The sequence below is a fragment of the Priestia sp. D3YE.R1 genome, from assembly GCF_049199565.1.
Lineage (GTDB): Bacteria > Bacillota > Bacilli > Bacillales > Bacillaceae_H > Priestia > Priestia aryabhattai.
In genome coordinates this window covers 668528-682638 of record NZ_JBLTHW010000002.1, presented here as the reverse complement: position 1 = coordinate 682638, position 14111 = coordinate 668528, and the positions used below count along the sequence as shown (strand labels likewise).

General features: G+C 37.3%; 12 protein-coding genes. 5 read left to right on the top strand and 7 right to left on the bottom strand.

Translation table 11 applies throughout. From position 1 onward, the window contains the following. Window positions 1-71 precede the first annotated feature (71 nt). Window positions 72-953, bottom strand: a complete 882-nt coding sequence (locus ACOZIR_RS15625) for an alpha/beta hydrolase family protein (RefSeq protein ID WP_045292802.1) — start codon at window positions 951-953, stop codon at window positions 72-74. A 290-nt stretch (window positions 954-1243) separates the two neighbouring features. Further along, on the bottom strand, window positions 1244-2626 hold the full coding sequence (gene nhaC, locus ACOZIR_RS15620; RefSeq protein ID WP_045292803.1) for a Na+/H+ antiporter NhaC: 1383 nt from the start codon (window positions 2624-2626) through the stop codon (window positions 1244-1246). A gap of 419 nt (window positions 2627-3045) precedes the next feature. On the opposite strand from nhaC, the gene ACOZIR_RS15615 reads away from it, so the two are divergent. Then, window positions 3046-5163 (top strand): AAA family ATPase, encoded by a 2118-nt coding sequence (locus tag ACOZIR_RS15615; protein ID WP_421535708.1) that lies wholly within the window; start codon window positions 3046-3048, stop codon window positions 5161-5163. Window positions 5164-5211: 48 nt separating this feature from the next. Here the strand turns inward: ACOZIR_RS15615 and ACOZIR_RS15610 are convergent, their stop codons facing one another. Continuing rightward, entirely contained in the window at window positions 5212-5478 is a 267-nt protein-coding gene (locus ACOZIR_RS15610) for a hypothetical protein (RefSeq protein WP_328121340.1), read from the bottom strand. Window positions 5479-5818: 340 nt separating this feature from the next. On the opposite strand from ACOZIR_RS15610, the gene ACOZIR_RS15605 reads away from it, so the two are divergent. Together ACOZIR_RS15605 and ACOZIR_RS15600 are read left to right on the top strand one after the other, a co-directional pair. Next, window positions 5819-7402, top strand: coding sequence for a PAS domain S-box protein (locus tag ACOZIR_RS15605; RefSeq protein WP_328121341.1), 1584 nt, complete (start codon window positions 5819-5821; stop codon window positions 7400-7402). A gap of 134 nt (window positions 7403-7536) precedes the next feature. After that, window positions 7537-7671 carry a hypothetical protein gene (locus ACOZIR_RS15600; protein WP_014461068.1) on the top strand — a complete coding sequence of 45 codons (135 nt, stop codon included), beginning with the start codon at window positions 7537-7539 and terminating at the stop codon, window positions 7669-7671. An 80-nt stretch (window positions 7672-7751) separates the two neighbouring features. Here ACOZIR_RS15600 and ACOZIR_RS15595 read toward each other — a convergent pair whose 3' ends face one another. Together ACOZIR_RS15595 and ACOZIR_RS15590 are read right to left on the bottom strand one after the other, a co-directional pair. After that, window positions 7752-9446, bottom strand: a complete 1695-nt coding sequence (locus tag ACOZIR_RS15595; protein WP_328121566.1) for a M3 family oligoendopeptidase — start codon at window positions 9444-9446, stop codon at window positions 7752-7754. Window positions 9447-9616: 170 nt separating this feature from the next. Then, a complete protein-coding gene (locus ACOZIR_RS15590) occupies window positions 9617-10087 on the bottom strand; it encodes a MarR family winged helix-turn-helix transcriptional regulator (protein ID WP_045292810.1) in 471 nt (156 codons plus the stop codon). Between the two features lie 199 nt (window positions 10088-10286). On the opposite strand from ACOZIR_RS15590, the gene ACOZIR_RS15585 reads away from it, so the two are divergent. Continuing rightward, complete coding sequence (locus tag ACOZIR_RS15585; RefSeq protein ID WP_045292812.1) at window positions 10287-11054, top strand: DUF4931 domain-containing protein; 768 nt, start codon at window positions 10287-10289, stop codon at window positions 11052-11054. A gap of 153 nt (window positions 11055-11207) precedes the next feature. After that, on the top strand, window positions 11208-11939 hold the full coding sequence (locus tag ACOZIR_RS15580) for a ZIP family metal transporter (protein WP_328121563.1): 732 nt from the start codon (window positions 11208-11210) through the stop codon (window positions 11937-11939). 71 nt (window positions 11940-12010) lie between these two features. Here the strand turns inward: ACOZIR_RS15580 and ACOZIR_RS15575 are convergent, their stop codons facing one another. Beyond that, window positions 12011-12250: an aspartyl-phosphate phosphatase Spo0E family protein gene (locus ACOZIR_RS15575; protein ID WP_013082228.1), complete on the bottom strand. Its 240-nt coding sequence runs from the start codon at window positions 12248-12250 to the stop codon at window positions 12011-12013. Between the two features lie 453 nt (window positions 12251-12703). Beyond that, entirely contained in the window at window positions 12704-14044 is a 1341-nt protein-coding gene (locus tag ACOZIR_RS15570) for a CoA-disulfide reductase (RefSeq protein WP_045292815.1), read from the bottom strand. Between the last annotated feature and the right edge of the window lie 67 nt (window positions 14045-14111).

Below are 14111 nucleotides of genomic sequence, written 5' to 3'. Positions count from 1 at the left end.
TTTATATGCTTACATCTAGTAGGATAAAACAAGCTGCTCTTTTCCATTCATCAAAACTGCTTCCAATTTCTTTACTGCTTAGCTAAATGTATTTTAAACCATTTATCAATTTCCTCGTTATATTGATCATAATAAGCAGTTAGCGGATGGTCGCCGTTTTTGTACAGTACATATTTGTATTCTTTCCCCTGCTCATCTAGCTGTTTCACAAGCTTTTCAGCCTGAGTGTGGTGAACTTTACGATCATGATCGCCTTGCAAAATTAACAGTGGTGAATTTACTTTATCACTCCAATAGACAACAGAACGACTTTTATACCTCTCTGGATATTGCGCCGGATCTCCTACAATTGTCCGCAGCACTTGTTTCATTTCAGGCCCTCTTTGATCGTAGAATTGAAACATGTCTGTAATACCTGATTGTACGACAACTGCATCAAATTTAACGCCGTTTTTCATCGTTAAATACGTCATCATACCGCCGCGTGAATAGCCTAGCGCTACCTTTTGCTGATGATTTACATAAGGAAGCTGTTCTCCCCACTTAATAAGATTTAATACGTCGTCAATATCTTTACCGCCGTAGGTCTCAGTTCCTTCACTTCCACCATTTCCCCTGTATTGAGTCGCTACAACGACGTAGCCTTTACTTGCCCAATATGATAAGTACTGAAGTGTTTTTGCGCGAATCATACCGTGTTCGCGATTTCCTCCGCGATTATATACTAAAAGCGGGTAATGTTTGTCTGCAATGTCTTTAGGCTGTACTAAAAACCCTTTTATCTTTAAATTATCACTAGGATACGTAATGCTATATACATCTACTTTATTTGAATAAGGCGATAATAAATTCAATTTTTCTTTATTTACATCATCACTTTCAGCTCGGTTAAAAACCGCTGTCACACCGAGCACAGCTACAGTGATTAATGCAATGATGCCCCATTTTTTCAACAGAAACCCTCTCCTCAATAAATATCTTTTCTCTTTTATAATGAGTGTTTTCATTTGGCTTTACCCTTCTTAAATGTTTGCTAAAAAGGGCATTCATCCCATCGCCAATACAGCTTATTTATCATACCGCAAAACTCAAATTTCTTCATCTGTAAAGAAATAAGAATTCATACAAATACATGAACAAGAAAGACGTATAGTAAATTGTATTATTAAATTATAGATTTGAAAAGTGGAATGATACTTTTTTTGTCGTTTTTTACCTGTCCTTTTTCAAAAAAAAAGCTCAGTTAAGACTGAGCTTTTTTCTTGGCAATACCAATGCCTGTATATGCTAAAATAATTGAAAAGATCGGACAGAGAATGCTAAAGAATGTAAATGGAATATAGTCAGCTGCTGGAATGTTTAATGCTGTTGAAATAAAAGCACCACTGACACCCCATGGGATAATAGCATTAATAACCGTCCCTCCGTCTTCTAGCGTTCGTGATAAGTTTTTCAGATCTAAGTTCCACTTTTCATACAGTGGCTTAAACGTCTGCCCAGGCAGAAGAATCGATAAATACTGTTCTCCTGTGATGACATTCACCCCAATTGAAGATAGAAGCGTAGCAAAAATAACGTCTCCGCTGCGGCGGATTTGTTTTGCTAATCCTTTTAATAAAGCATCGATAATTCCAACCGCTCTCATCAAGCCACCTAGCGACAAGGCAATCATGATAAGAGAAATAGAAAACATCATGGACTGTAATCCGCCTTTATTTACAATAGCATCGACTACTTTATTTCCTGACTCTACTGCCGGTCCGCTTTGAAGAACGCCTAGCAATTGACTCAGCGTAAATTCATGCTGTGTAATCATTCCTGTAATAATGGCCGTTACAATCCCTAAAACTAACGTTGGCAATACATCGACTCTTCTCATCGAAAAAATAAGAACTAAAAGTGGAGAAAGCAACGTCAACACGTGTAAATTAAACGTATGCTTTAATGCCTCTTGAATTCCTTGAATTTCTCCGTAATTGACGCTTTCCTGGTTTCCGTTCATCCCAATGACCAATGCAATGATTGCGGTAATGACAATACTTGGAACCGTCGTCCACGTAATGTGCTGAATATGTTTAGGAAGCGGCACTTCAACGATACCAGAAGCAAAATTTGTAGTATCAGATAAGGGAGACATCTTATCTCCAAACACGGCTCCTGAAACAATCATCCCCGCTGCTAGACCTGGATGTACACCAATAGCAGTTCCTACGCCAAATAAAGCGACCCCTACCGTACTGACAGTTGTTAATGAACTTCCCGTGAATGTTGAAACTAATACGGTAATAACCAAAGCACTAATTAAAAAGTACTGCGGTGAAATCCAGTGGAAGCCGTAGGATAAAATCGTCGGTATCGTTCCGCCTACCATCCAAATCGCAATGAGCATCCCGATCAGCATTAAAATCAGGATAGGCTTAATACCAAGTCTAACACCGTCTAAAATTCCTTTCTCCATTTCTGTCCACTTATATTTCAACAAAAAGCCAATCACACTAATAAATGCTACACCAAATATTAGCGGAATATGAGGCGGCAGCTTTAACATAAATAATGAAACAAAAATAATAGCTAATAGCACCAAAACCGCCGCTATTGATTGTATAAATGAAATTTCTTTTTTCATGAGGTATTCCCTTTCTATCTTTCTTTTTCACTTAAACGCTTTTATGCTTTTACGCAGTTAAGTGCAAACCTTCTTGAGTATAATTTTTATCTTTCTTGCTGTCAATGACTTATTTTATCCAACGGTAAGCTTTGCACTCATTTTTCCCCTTTTCTTCTTATTAATATTAATTCCCTCTTCAAGCAGATCATTGTACAAAATGCCTCTTATGTTTTTACATGTATAGAACGGGTACACATAAAACACATCTTTTTTTAATGTACTACCTTTTGTACATAAGCGAGAAACTTCCCTTAAAATTTTTTTAAGCAAAAGACTTGAAAGTCAAAAAAGGTCAAAGTATAATAAAATTACGAAAGGTCAAGAAAGGTCAAACACCTGCTGATCTTCGATTAAAATCATTTAGGGAGGCTAATTAAATGATTTGTCAAAACTGTAATAAACGTGAAGCATCTATTCAATTAAATGTACAAACAAATAACCAAAAATCTCAATATCGTTTATGTCATACATGTTATCAAGCACTAATGAAAGAACATAAAATCCCATCAGGCTTTGGAGGTGGCGGCTTTATGAACATCGATGATTTATTCAAGCAAATGTCACAAGAACAAGCTGCACCGGAACAGCCACAGCAAGGAAATGGCGGCAGCGGATTTTTAGACCAGTTCGGTCGAAACTTAACTCAAATTGCGAAAACGGGATTAATTGACCCTGTTATTGGCCGCGAAGAAGAAGTAGAGCGTGTCATTGAAATTTTAAATAGAAGAAACAAAAACAACCCGGTGCTAATTGGAGAGCCTGGCGTTGGTAAAACAGCTGTTGTTGAAGGGTTAGCTTTAAAAATCGCGGAAGGGAAAGTTCCTGCCAAGCTGTTAAATAAAGATGTATATCTGTTAGATGTAGCATCTCTCGTAGCTAATACGGGCGTACGTGGTCAATTTGAAGAGCGTATGAAACAATTAATTTCTGAGCTTCAACAGCGAAAAAACGTGATTTTATTTATCGATGAAATTCACCTTCTTGTAGGAGCTGGTTCAGCGGAAGGTTCAATGGACGCAAGCAATATTTTAAAACCTGCTCTTGCACGAGGTGAACTTCAAGTAGTCGGAGCTACAACTTTAAAAGAGTACCGTTCGATTGAAAAAGATGCGGCTCTTGAACGACGCTTCCAGCCGGTTATGGTTCACGAACCGTCTGTAGAAGAAGCCGTTAAAATTCTAAAAGGAATTCAAAGTAAATATGAAGATTATCACGGCGTTAACTATACAGATGAAGCGATCCGCGCTTGTGTAAATTTATCACACCGCTACATTCAAGATCGCTTCTTGCCTGATAAAGCAATTGACTTGCTAGATGAAGCAGGCTCAAAAATGAATTTACAGGCAGGCATTACAAATAAAGACGACGCGGCCGCTCGCTTAAAAGAAATTACAAAAGAAAAAGAGCAGGCGCTAAAGGATGAAAAATATGAAGTAGCAGCAAAACTTCGCGATGAAGAAGCTGCTCTTGAAAAACAATTGAACGAAGAACAGCAAAAAATGAATGTGGATATTGCTGACATTCAAGCAATTATTGAAAAGAAAACGGGTATCCCTGTTGGTAAACTTCAAGAAAATGAATCAGCAAAAATGAAGCATTTAGCAGAGCACTTAGCTCAAAAAGTAATTGGACAGCAGGAAGCTGTAGAAAAAGTAGCAAAAGCGATTCGACGTTCTCGCGCTGGATTAAAAGCGAAGCATCGTCCAATTGGTTCATTCTTATTTGTCGGTCCAACAGGTGTCGGTAAAACAGAGTTAACCAAAACATTAGCTGAAGAACTATTCGGCTCAAAAGATGCAATGGTTCGTCTAGATATGAGTGAATACATGGAAAAACACGCCGTGTCTAAATTAATTGGCTCGCCCCCTGGCTACGTAGGTCATGAAGAGGCAGGGCAATTAACAGAGAAAGTACGCCGTAATCCTTATTCTATCATCTTACTAGATGAAATTGAAAAAGCTCATCCAGACGTTCAGCATATGTTTCTGCAAATTTTAGAAGATGGACGTCTAACAGATAGTCAAGGTCGTACAGTAAGCTTTAAAGACACAGTTATCATTATGACAAGTAACGCTGGTGTAGGTGAAAAGAAAATTACGGTTGGGTTCGATGCAGAAAATGACGCACTTAAGCAGGCATCGGTTTTAGATTCACTTTCATCTTATTTCAAACCAGAATTTTTAAATCGATTTGATACAATTATTGAATTTAATCACCTTGAAAAAGATAACTTAATTAAAATCGTTGACCTTATGCTTGCTGAATTGAAAGAAACATTACAAGAGCAAAACATCACGCTCCACGTAGCAGCTGAAGTAAAAGAAAAACTGGCTGAACTTGGCTATCACCCTGCATTCGGTGCTAGACCACTCCGCCGAGCAATTCAAGAACAGCTTGAAGATCGAATTACAGATTTACTGTTAGATGATGCGGACGTATCAACAGTGAACGTAACGTTAAATGAAGCAAGCGAAATTACCGTACAAAACTCATAAAAAAAGCGACTCTACTTGAGTCGCGTTTTTTTATAGAAATATTTCCGTTTATTTACTTTCATCTGTTTTTTCATCCGCACTATCCGTTGATTCTTCTTGATCATCAGTTGCTTCATCCCCAGATGAGTCATCTGCTTCGTCTTGCTTCATTGTTTCCTGTGAATCATCTGTAGTTGTATCCTCCGCTTGAGTATCATCCGACTGTTCTGTTTGCTGTTCTGTTGCATCTTTTTCATCTGTTTGTGAGTTGCATGCTGTGATTAACATAATTGCTAGAAGTGATCCAAATAACTTGACTAATAAACTTTTGTTCATTTTACCGTCTCCTTTCGAATCATCTGAGCCTCTATGTAGTCACCATTCATATGGCTCTACTGGCAGTATAGCCTATCCAATTGGAAAAAAGTTCACTTTTACAAGGTTATCACAAAAGCTTTACATCTCCTTCATTTTGTTCATATTCCGCTTATATTTCCTTAAGGTTTTATAACCTGCTTCATTCTAGATCTATCTTCCTTGGTCTAAGTACTCAATTCGTCTATTCACACAGTTGTAACTATGCTAATATGAGTGATATATTACTATACCGTGCGACTAGATGACTATAAAGTTATTCTCCTATAAAATTATTCACCATTTAAGAAAGGGATTTTTTATGGAATCACACAACCTCATAAAAAAACGGAATTTTATTCTTTTACTTATTTTTTGGCTGCTATATGTTGTTCACATTGTTTTATATCACTTTATTGCAGCTGCCCCTCAAATGATTGTTTTTATAAGCGGAGGGGTTTTATTACTGTTAGTGACGGCTATGTATCACTTTCGTTTTCATCCTGCTATCATTATGTATTCTTTTTTCATATGCTATTATGCCTATATTGCGTACATGACATCTATTGAACCTGCTGTTATTAATTATTTGTTTTTGTTTCTTGGAATTATTGTTAGTTTTATTTATTATAGTTATATCGCTATTGTAATTTCCACATTAATGTCCATAATAATTGTTTTGTACTTTTATGTAAGCAACACTCTTTTTACATCTGTGACCTTCGTGAAATTAGATATCGTTTATTTCATTTTATTTACGCTGATCACAATGATTATTTTGTTGTACTGTGCTCATTTCTCTAAAAAACTAATTGCTATTACCACGGTCAAAATGAATAAAACCGAAGATGAACTCTATTCAGCACAAGAGTATTTACAATCTTTTTTTACATATAACCGCGACGCCATTTCCGTGTTCAGTCTAGACGGTAAAGTGATTAAAGTAAACGATGCTTTTGAGCAAATATATGGATGGACAGCGGAGGAAATTGTCGGAAAAACCATTCCTTTTATTCCTGCTGGCTTAAAAGGCGACGCTGAAAGCCGATTCGAAAGGGTTAAGAAAGGAGAAAAGCTGGTTGCCTTTGAAACTCAAGATAAGCGAAAAGACGGAAAAATAATTGATGTAGAAATCACTGTTTCACCTATTTTTAATCGTGATAAACAGGTCGTTGCGCTTTTTGGTATTTCACGTGACCTTACCGAAGAGAAGGAAACAGAAAAATTTCTTCGCCAAACCGATAAATTGTCTTTAGCCGGCGAAATGGCAGCGGGAATCGCTCATGAAATTCGAAATCCGCTTACTTCTCTGAATGGATTTATTCAGCTTATTCATGAAGACAGCAGCCGCTATCATTCTTATACAACCATCATGCTGAGTGAATTGAATCGGATTAACTCAATCGTTGGAGAATTCTTATTGCTTGCTAAACCTCATGATACGGTTATGGAAAAGCATGCTTTTTCTACTATTTTAAATGACGTTATTCTTTTGTTTGAATCAGAATGTGTATTAAAAAATGTCGTCATTAAAACGCAGGTGGAAGCCCCGCATACATACATCTGCTGTGATGCCAATCAAATTAAGCAAGTACTCATTAATTTATTAAAAAATGCGCTCGAAGCTATGCCTAGCGGAGGAGAAATTCATTTAAACGTTACTCAGCATACTAAAGATCTTACTATATTCATTAAAGATACAGGAGTCGGCATTCCCTCAAATTTGCTTACGCATATTCAAAAGCCCTTTTTTACCACGAAGCCCTCAGGCACCGGTCTTGGACTTGTTGTGATTAAAAACATTTTGTATCAGCATAAAGGAACATTTGAGATTAAAAGTACTGTTGGCGAAGGAACGAGCGTTACCCTTACGATTCCTCTATGGGAACAAGGAGTGAACCATTAAAAAAAGAGGCTAGAACAAAAGTATGTTAGTTGAAGGAAGATCCGAACGAGTTTATTTTTTAATTAAGAATCAAACTCATTCGGATTTTTTTATTATGAGGGTGAGCGTAGGTTTAATCTAGGTGGTTCTAGCTGTTGATTGGAGGGCAAGGCGAAGACTCCTGCGGGAAAAGCGGAATAGGTGAGACCCCGCAGGAGCATAAGCGCCGAGGAGGCTCACCGGCCGCCCGCGGAAAGCGAAGCCTTGCACGGAAATCAACGGCGGTGTAACAAGCGATTCATACTAGATTGTTTATCACATTTGTTCGTCTTTAGATTCGAATGATTTTGTTATGTCTCAAGCCCTGTTTTTATAGCTTTTTATCATCAATACTGTTTAAATAGTTTTCAATTTCATCTACTACAGACTGCACGCAGCCTTCTTCAAATGGAGAAATCAGATTCGCTTCCTCCACTAATTCTAAAAATGGCTTACTTCCGCCAAGCTTACATAAATGGACATAATCTTGCCATGCTTGTTCATGATTTTCTCGATCTTTTTTCCAAAATTGAAATGCACAAATTTGAGCGAGCGTATAATCAATATAATAAAACGGAGACGTATAAATATGAAGCTGGCGCTGCCAGAAGCCTCCGCTTTCTAGATAATGATGGCCATCATAGTTTTTAGAAGGCATATATTTTTTTTCAATTTCTCGCCACGTTCTTTTTCGTTCCGAAGGTTTCATCTCAGGGCGTTCATATACAGCATGTTGAAATTCATCTACGGCTACCCCGTAAGGCAAGAAAGTTAAGCCTGAGCTTAAATGCGAAAACTGGTATTTATCTTTGTCTTCTTTAAAGAACAATTCCATCCAAGGCCATGTAAAATACTCCATGCTCATTGAATGAATTTCAGCTCCTTCATGCGTAGGCCAGTGATACTCATTAGTTTCCATATCTCGGCTTGAGTACACTTGAAAAGCATGCCCTGCTTCATGCGTTAACACATCAATATCGCCTGATGTTCCGTTAAAATTTGAAAAAATAAACGGCGCTTTGTATTCTTCAATAAACGTACAGTAGCCTCCGCCTGCTTTGCCCTTTTTAGCGACTAAATCCATCAAATTATTTTCAAGCATAAACGAAAAAAATTCGTCCGTCTCTTTAGAAAGCTCCTTATACATAACCCGTCCATTTTCAATAATCCACTTTTCATCACCTTTTGGTACTGCATTTCCTGTTTCAAACTGAAACGGTTCATCATAATAAGTTAAGCTCTCTACATGAATTCTTTCCTGCTGACGCTTTTTTAATTTTTCAGTAAGGGGAACGATATACTCTTTTACTTGTTTGCGAAAAGCAGCAACCATTTCAGCATCATAGCCTATTCTGGACATACGAGCATAGCCTACTTCTACGAAATTTTTATAGCCTAATTTTTGGGCAAGCTTGGTCCGCACTTTTACAAGTTTGTCGTAAATATCATCAAATTCCTCTTCATGATCGGTAAAAAATTGAAACTTCGCTTCTGCTGCTTTTTTTCTCATTTCTCGATCAGGTGACTCCATGAACGGATCGAGCTGAGCTAACGTTCTTTCTTCGCCTTCAAATACAATTTTAGCTGACGCCACTAGTTTCGTATATTGAGACGATAGCTTATTTTCTTCCTGGAGCTCTTTTACTATTTCCGGCGAAAATGTTTTTAACTGCATTTCAGCAAGAGAAAACAGCTGCTTGCCCCATTTTTCTTCTAGTTCCTGTTTAAAAGGCGATGAAATTAATGCTTTGTAAAATTTCTCTACATATCCTTCTAAAAGCGGCTGCGTTTCATCAAAATAGTCTTGTTCTTCTTTATAAAATTCATTCGCAGTGTCTATAGAATGACGAATATAGCAGATGTTCCCCATTGTACTGTACTGGGAGTACGCATTATTTGCTAAACGAATTGCCTCGTTTTGCTGACTGACTGACGCTGCTTCCGTAAAATGTGTAATAGCCTTTTCAAACTGCTTTTCAATTTCATTCATATCAGGTCGCGTATATGTATAATTCTCAAATTTCATCATTTGTTCCCCTTCCTCTATAGTCTATATGTAACCTAATTCGTTTTTATCCAGCTGTATTCCTGTCAATTTCAATTTTTTGTCACTTTTTATTTTTTATGTCGATTGGTCATGAAAGAAGTCATAGAAAAAACTCGTTTGTTCAACAGAAACAAACGAGCTTTCTTTAATTAATTAGTCGATTCCGGCAAAAATTCATCTGCATAGTGCCCTAATTTCTTAAGCATCGAAATAGCAGCTTCCTTTTCTTCACTAGACAAAACGGATAAAATATCATGAATTCTTTTTTCATGACTCGGAAACATGCTTTCAATCATTTCCTTGCCTTGCTTAGTGATCGCTGCATAGGTTACACGGCGATCGTTCGGACAGGCAACGCGCTCTAAGAAACCTTTTTTCTCAAGCTTGTCTACTACATACGTAATACTGCCGCTTGCGAGTAGAATTTTTCCGCCAATTTGCTGAAGAGGCTGCTGACCTTTGTGGTACAATAACTCTAGGACAGCAAATTCGGTTGGATTCATTCCATGCTGTTGAATAAATTTATGCACATGATCATTAATTGAACGATTGGCGCGAGATAGTACAATAAATAATTTAAGAGATTGGTCTAACTCTTCTCTAGTTACATCATTCGTCATTTTAATCAGTTCCTTTAATATTATCTTGATATCAAGATAATACTAAAATTTCCCTTCAAAGTCAATCAAAGCAGACTTATTTCATCGGTTATCCTCTCTGCTTGTACAATTTTTTTGATAAAAAATGTATATAAGTGGATTTATACATATGCTTTTAATACAATAAACATATGACCATTACATAAAAAGGTGAATGATTATGAAACCAACCCATTTATTATTTAATTCCGCGATTGGTTCACAAAAGCCTGAAACAATCGTTAATCGGCAAAATCCCTGTCCATTTTGTGATGTTGAATCTCTTACAGGTATCATTGAAAAACAAGGACCTATCATTTGGCTAAAAAATAAATTTCCGGTTCTACAAGATGCTTATCAGACGGTTATTATTGAGACGGATGAATGCTCTTCGGAACTATCTGTTTATCCAAAGGAACATCTGTACACCTTGCTGAGTTTCGCTACTGAACGATGGATATCGATGATGAACAGCGGGGAATATGCTTCTGTTCTTTTCTTTAAAAACCATGGCCCTATGTCTGGAGGATCGTTACGGCATCCTCATATGCAAATTATTGGTTTAAATGAGATGGATGTAAATGAAAATGTGAAGCCAGAGCAGTTTGAAGGAGTTACAATTGCCCAAAGCGAACACGTCACATTTAATTTATCTGTAAAACCTCGAATGGGCTTTTTTGAATTTAACGTGATCACAGATCAGATTGACAAAGAGCTGCACGCTTTTGCAGATTATCTTCAAACGGCCGCTCACTATTTATTAAACCATTTTCATCGTAGCTGCACGAGCTACAACTTATTTTTTTATAATCTCCAAAATGGCAAAATTGCGGCGAAAATCATTCCTCGCTTTGCCACATCTCCTTTGTACGTAGGGTATGGCATTCCTCAAGTTTCCAATAAGCTTGAGCACATTGCTAACCAAGTTCAGGAGCTGTATTTCACATAAAAAGTTGAACCTTCATTGGTTCAACTTTTTTACGTTTTTTCATAATGAGATTCAATTTTAAAATAGTCATGCTCATAAAAAACAAAAAAACATACACTAAAAGAACGATGTGAATTGAGGATAAAAAGAAGAATACGTAAAAGGAGACGGTTTATGACTGAGGTACTAATTGGAAGCATTCTTTCTGCCCTATCGACTGGAGTAGGTGCTTTGCCTATTCTGTTTTTGAATCAAGAACTCACTCATCGATGGAAAGATGTGCTTCTTGCGCTCACTGCAGGTATTATGACGGCTGCTTCTACTATGAGCTTAATTCCAGAATCCCTTCAAAGCGGAGGTTTTTTTTCCTTAGCCATTGGCTTACTGCTTGGAGTTGTAACATTAACACTCTTGGAGCAGAATATTCCTCACATTGATCTTGAGCATTCTAAAACCGGCATTCAATTTGATGAAAAAGCCCTTTTAATTGTGTCCGCTATTACGTTGCACAACCTTCCTGAAGGACTGTCTGTTGGTGTTAGCTACGCTTCAAATGTTGAAAATACAGGGAACTTAATTGCACTTGCAATCGGTCTTCAAAATGCACCTGAAGGACTGTTGGTTGCGCTATTTTTAGCTCAGCAAAATATCAGTAAAATAAAAGCATTTTTAATTGCGACCCTTACAGGCTCCGTTGAAATTGTAACGGCTTTACTCGGATTTTATTTAACTAACTTTGTTGATTCTCTGGTTTCATATGGATTAGCTTTTGCTGCTGGAGCCATGCTTTTTATTATTTATAAAGAGTTGATTCCGGAAAGTCACGGCGACGGAAACGAAAGATTTGCTACTTATTCATTTATTTTTGGTATGTTGTTTATGATTTTTTTAATTAACATATTTTAAAACTGAAGAGAGGCCACGGGCAGAAAAATTGTTTTACTGCCCGATCCCGAATGCTTGTCTTGCATTACACATTACAGCTTTGAAAAAGATAAAAAGCGGCTAATCAATGTTGCAAATGACGTTTTTTCTTCCTCTTCTTTTAAACGCTGCTTTTGATAAACGAGTAAGAGCTGATCAAGCTCTTGACTACAGGTAACGGTTTCTTCATTAGTCAGACCTTTTTCTTCTCCGAGCTGCACCATCTTTTGTCTTTTTTGGACGATTTCCACTAATAATCTCTCTGATTTCGTTCTATTTCTCACTCCAAACACAAAATCCTCTCCTATGACAAAGAAATTAGCTTATAACGCATTATTACAAATTCTACTAAATATGTAAATAGAGTCGCAATAATAGACATTTTTTTTGCAAAAAAATTATTTTGTCGGATTTTACAAGCGCTTACATTACTATAGGAATACTATTTATCTTTTTTTTACAATTTGTTATTCGACAAAAGATGCTGCTTGTCGAATAGAAAAAAGAGATTGAGACATAACGAAATTAATCCAATCCAAAGACGAACAAATGGGATAAATGAGCTCATATGAATCACTTAGTCCACTACTGTTGATTTCCGTGCAAAGCTTCGCTTTACCTTCCAATCAACAGCTAGGAGCAACTACATACATGAACCTTATATTTACCATCACAATGAAAAAATCCGAACGATTTACCGTTCGGATTTTCTTTTAACTAATATACTTTGGTTTTATCCTCTTTTTCTATTCGGCCTTTTGAGCAGCGATCTGTACGGCATCCCATACCGTAGCGTAAGGAGGAGCGTACGAAAGATCTAGCATGGTTATTTCATCTGTTGTGAGGCGGCAAGTAATAGCTGTCGCAAATACATCGATTCGTTTTGCTACTCCTTCTTTACCAATCATTTGAACCCCCAAAATCTCTTTTGTTTCAGGATGATAAACAAGTTTTATCACAATCTTTTCAGCTCCTGGATAGTAAGAAGCATGACTCGGAGCCTCCGCTGTGATGGCTTTGTATAAAAGAGAATTTTCTCTTGCTTCTCTTTCTGAAATGCCGGTTTTTCCAATTTCATAGTCCATTACTTTGACAATACTTGTACCTACAACACCCGGAAATTCTCTATTTTCTCCCCCTAATCGATAACCAAGAACCCTTCCCTGCTTATTGGCAATGGTTCCAAGAGCAATGTGAACATCTTTTTTTAATACGCGGTGATAGCTCGTTGCACAATCTCCTGCTGCGTAGATATGAGGCACGTTGGTTTCCAGCTTCTCGTTTACTAAAATCGCTCCATTTTCAAGCATTCTTAGTCCGTTTCTCTCTAAGAATTGCGTATTCGGACGAACTCCTACATTTACAATCACTAAATCTGTTTGATATGTTTGACGGTTTGTTTGAACGTGAGTGACAGAACCATCTGAATGCAGCAATGCTTCTACTTCTTCTTCGAAATGAAATAAAATATCGTCATCTAGCTGCTTTTGTAAATGCTCTGCCATTTCTTGATCTAAAATAGATAAAATCTGCTTTCCCTGTTCAATGACGCGTACTTCTTTTCCCACAGCCTTCATTGCTTCAGCTACTTCCATTCCGACATATCCTCCGCCGATAATGGTGACTTTCTCTACGGCGTGAGCCTGTAGATATGTATAGATTCTTTCACTGTCTTCTAATGATTTTAATGTGCATACATTCGGCATGTTATCACGCATAAAATTGGGTTTAACAGCCGATGTACCAGTTGCAATGATGAGTTCATCATATGTTATCTCTTTTTCTGTTTGCGTCTTTACATCTTGCGCTACTATGTACTTTTTTGTATGATTTACTTCTTTAACTTCGTGAAAAAGGTGGACGGAGATGTTTCGCTCTTCAAATTCTTGTTTCGTCCGAGCAATCAAATCGTCTTTTTCTTTTACAACACCTGACAGATAGTAAGGCATGCCACATGCGCTGTAAGAGATATCTCCACCTTTTTCAAACACAAGGATTTCCACTTCTTCTTTTTCTTTCATCCGGCGAAGCTGTGAAGCTGCGCTCATTCCAGCGGCTACTCCTCCTATAACGACGACACGTTTCATCTATACTCCCTCTTTCTACATAAATAATAGGCTATACCATTGTTTTTCCTTATTCTTCCCGATTTCA

Coding starts and splice junctions, on each gene's coding strand:
- nhaC (WP_045292803.1), bottom strand. CDS start 2,626: ATGAAAAAAGAAATTTCATTTATACAATCAATAGCGGCGGTTTTGGTG.
- ACOZIR_RS15615 (WP_421535708.1), top strand. CDS start 3,046: ATGATTTGTCAAAACTGTAATAAACGTGAAGCATCTATTCAATTAAAT.
- ACOZIR_RS15610 (WP_328121340.1), bottom strand. CDS start 5,478: ATGAACAAAAGTTTATTAGTCAAGTTATTTGGATCACTTCTAGCAATT.
- ACOZIR_RS15605 (WP_328121341.1), top strand. CDS start 5,819: ATGGAATCACACAACCTCATAAAAAAACGGAATTTTATTCTTTTACTT.
- ACOZIR_RS15595 (WP_328121566.1), bottom strand. CDS start 9,446: ATGAAATTTGAGAATTATACATATACGCGACCTGATATGAATGAAATT.
- ACOZIR_RS15590 (WP_045292810.1), bottom strand. CDS start 10,087: ATGACGAATGATGTAACTAGAGAAGAGTTAGACCAATCTCTTAAATTA.
- ACOZIR_RS15585 (WP_045292812.1), top strand. CDS start 10,287: ATGAAACCAACCCATTTATTATTTAATTCCGCGATTGGTTCACAAAAG.
- ACOZIR_RS15580 (WP_328121563.1), top strand. CDS start 11,208: ATGACTGAGGTACTAATTGGAAGCATTCTTTCTGCCCTATCGACTGGA.
- ACOZIR_RS15570 (WP_045292815.1), bottom strand. CDS start 14,044: ATGAAACGTGTCGTCGTTATAGGAGGAGTAGCCGCTGGAATGAGCGCA.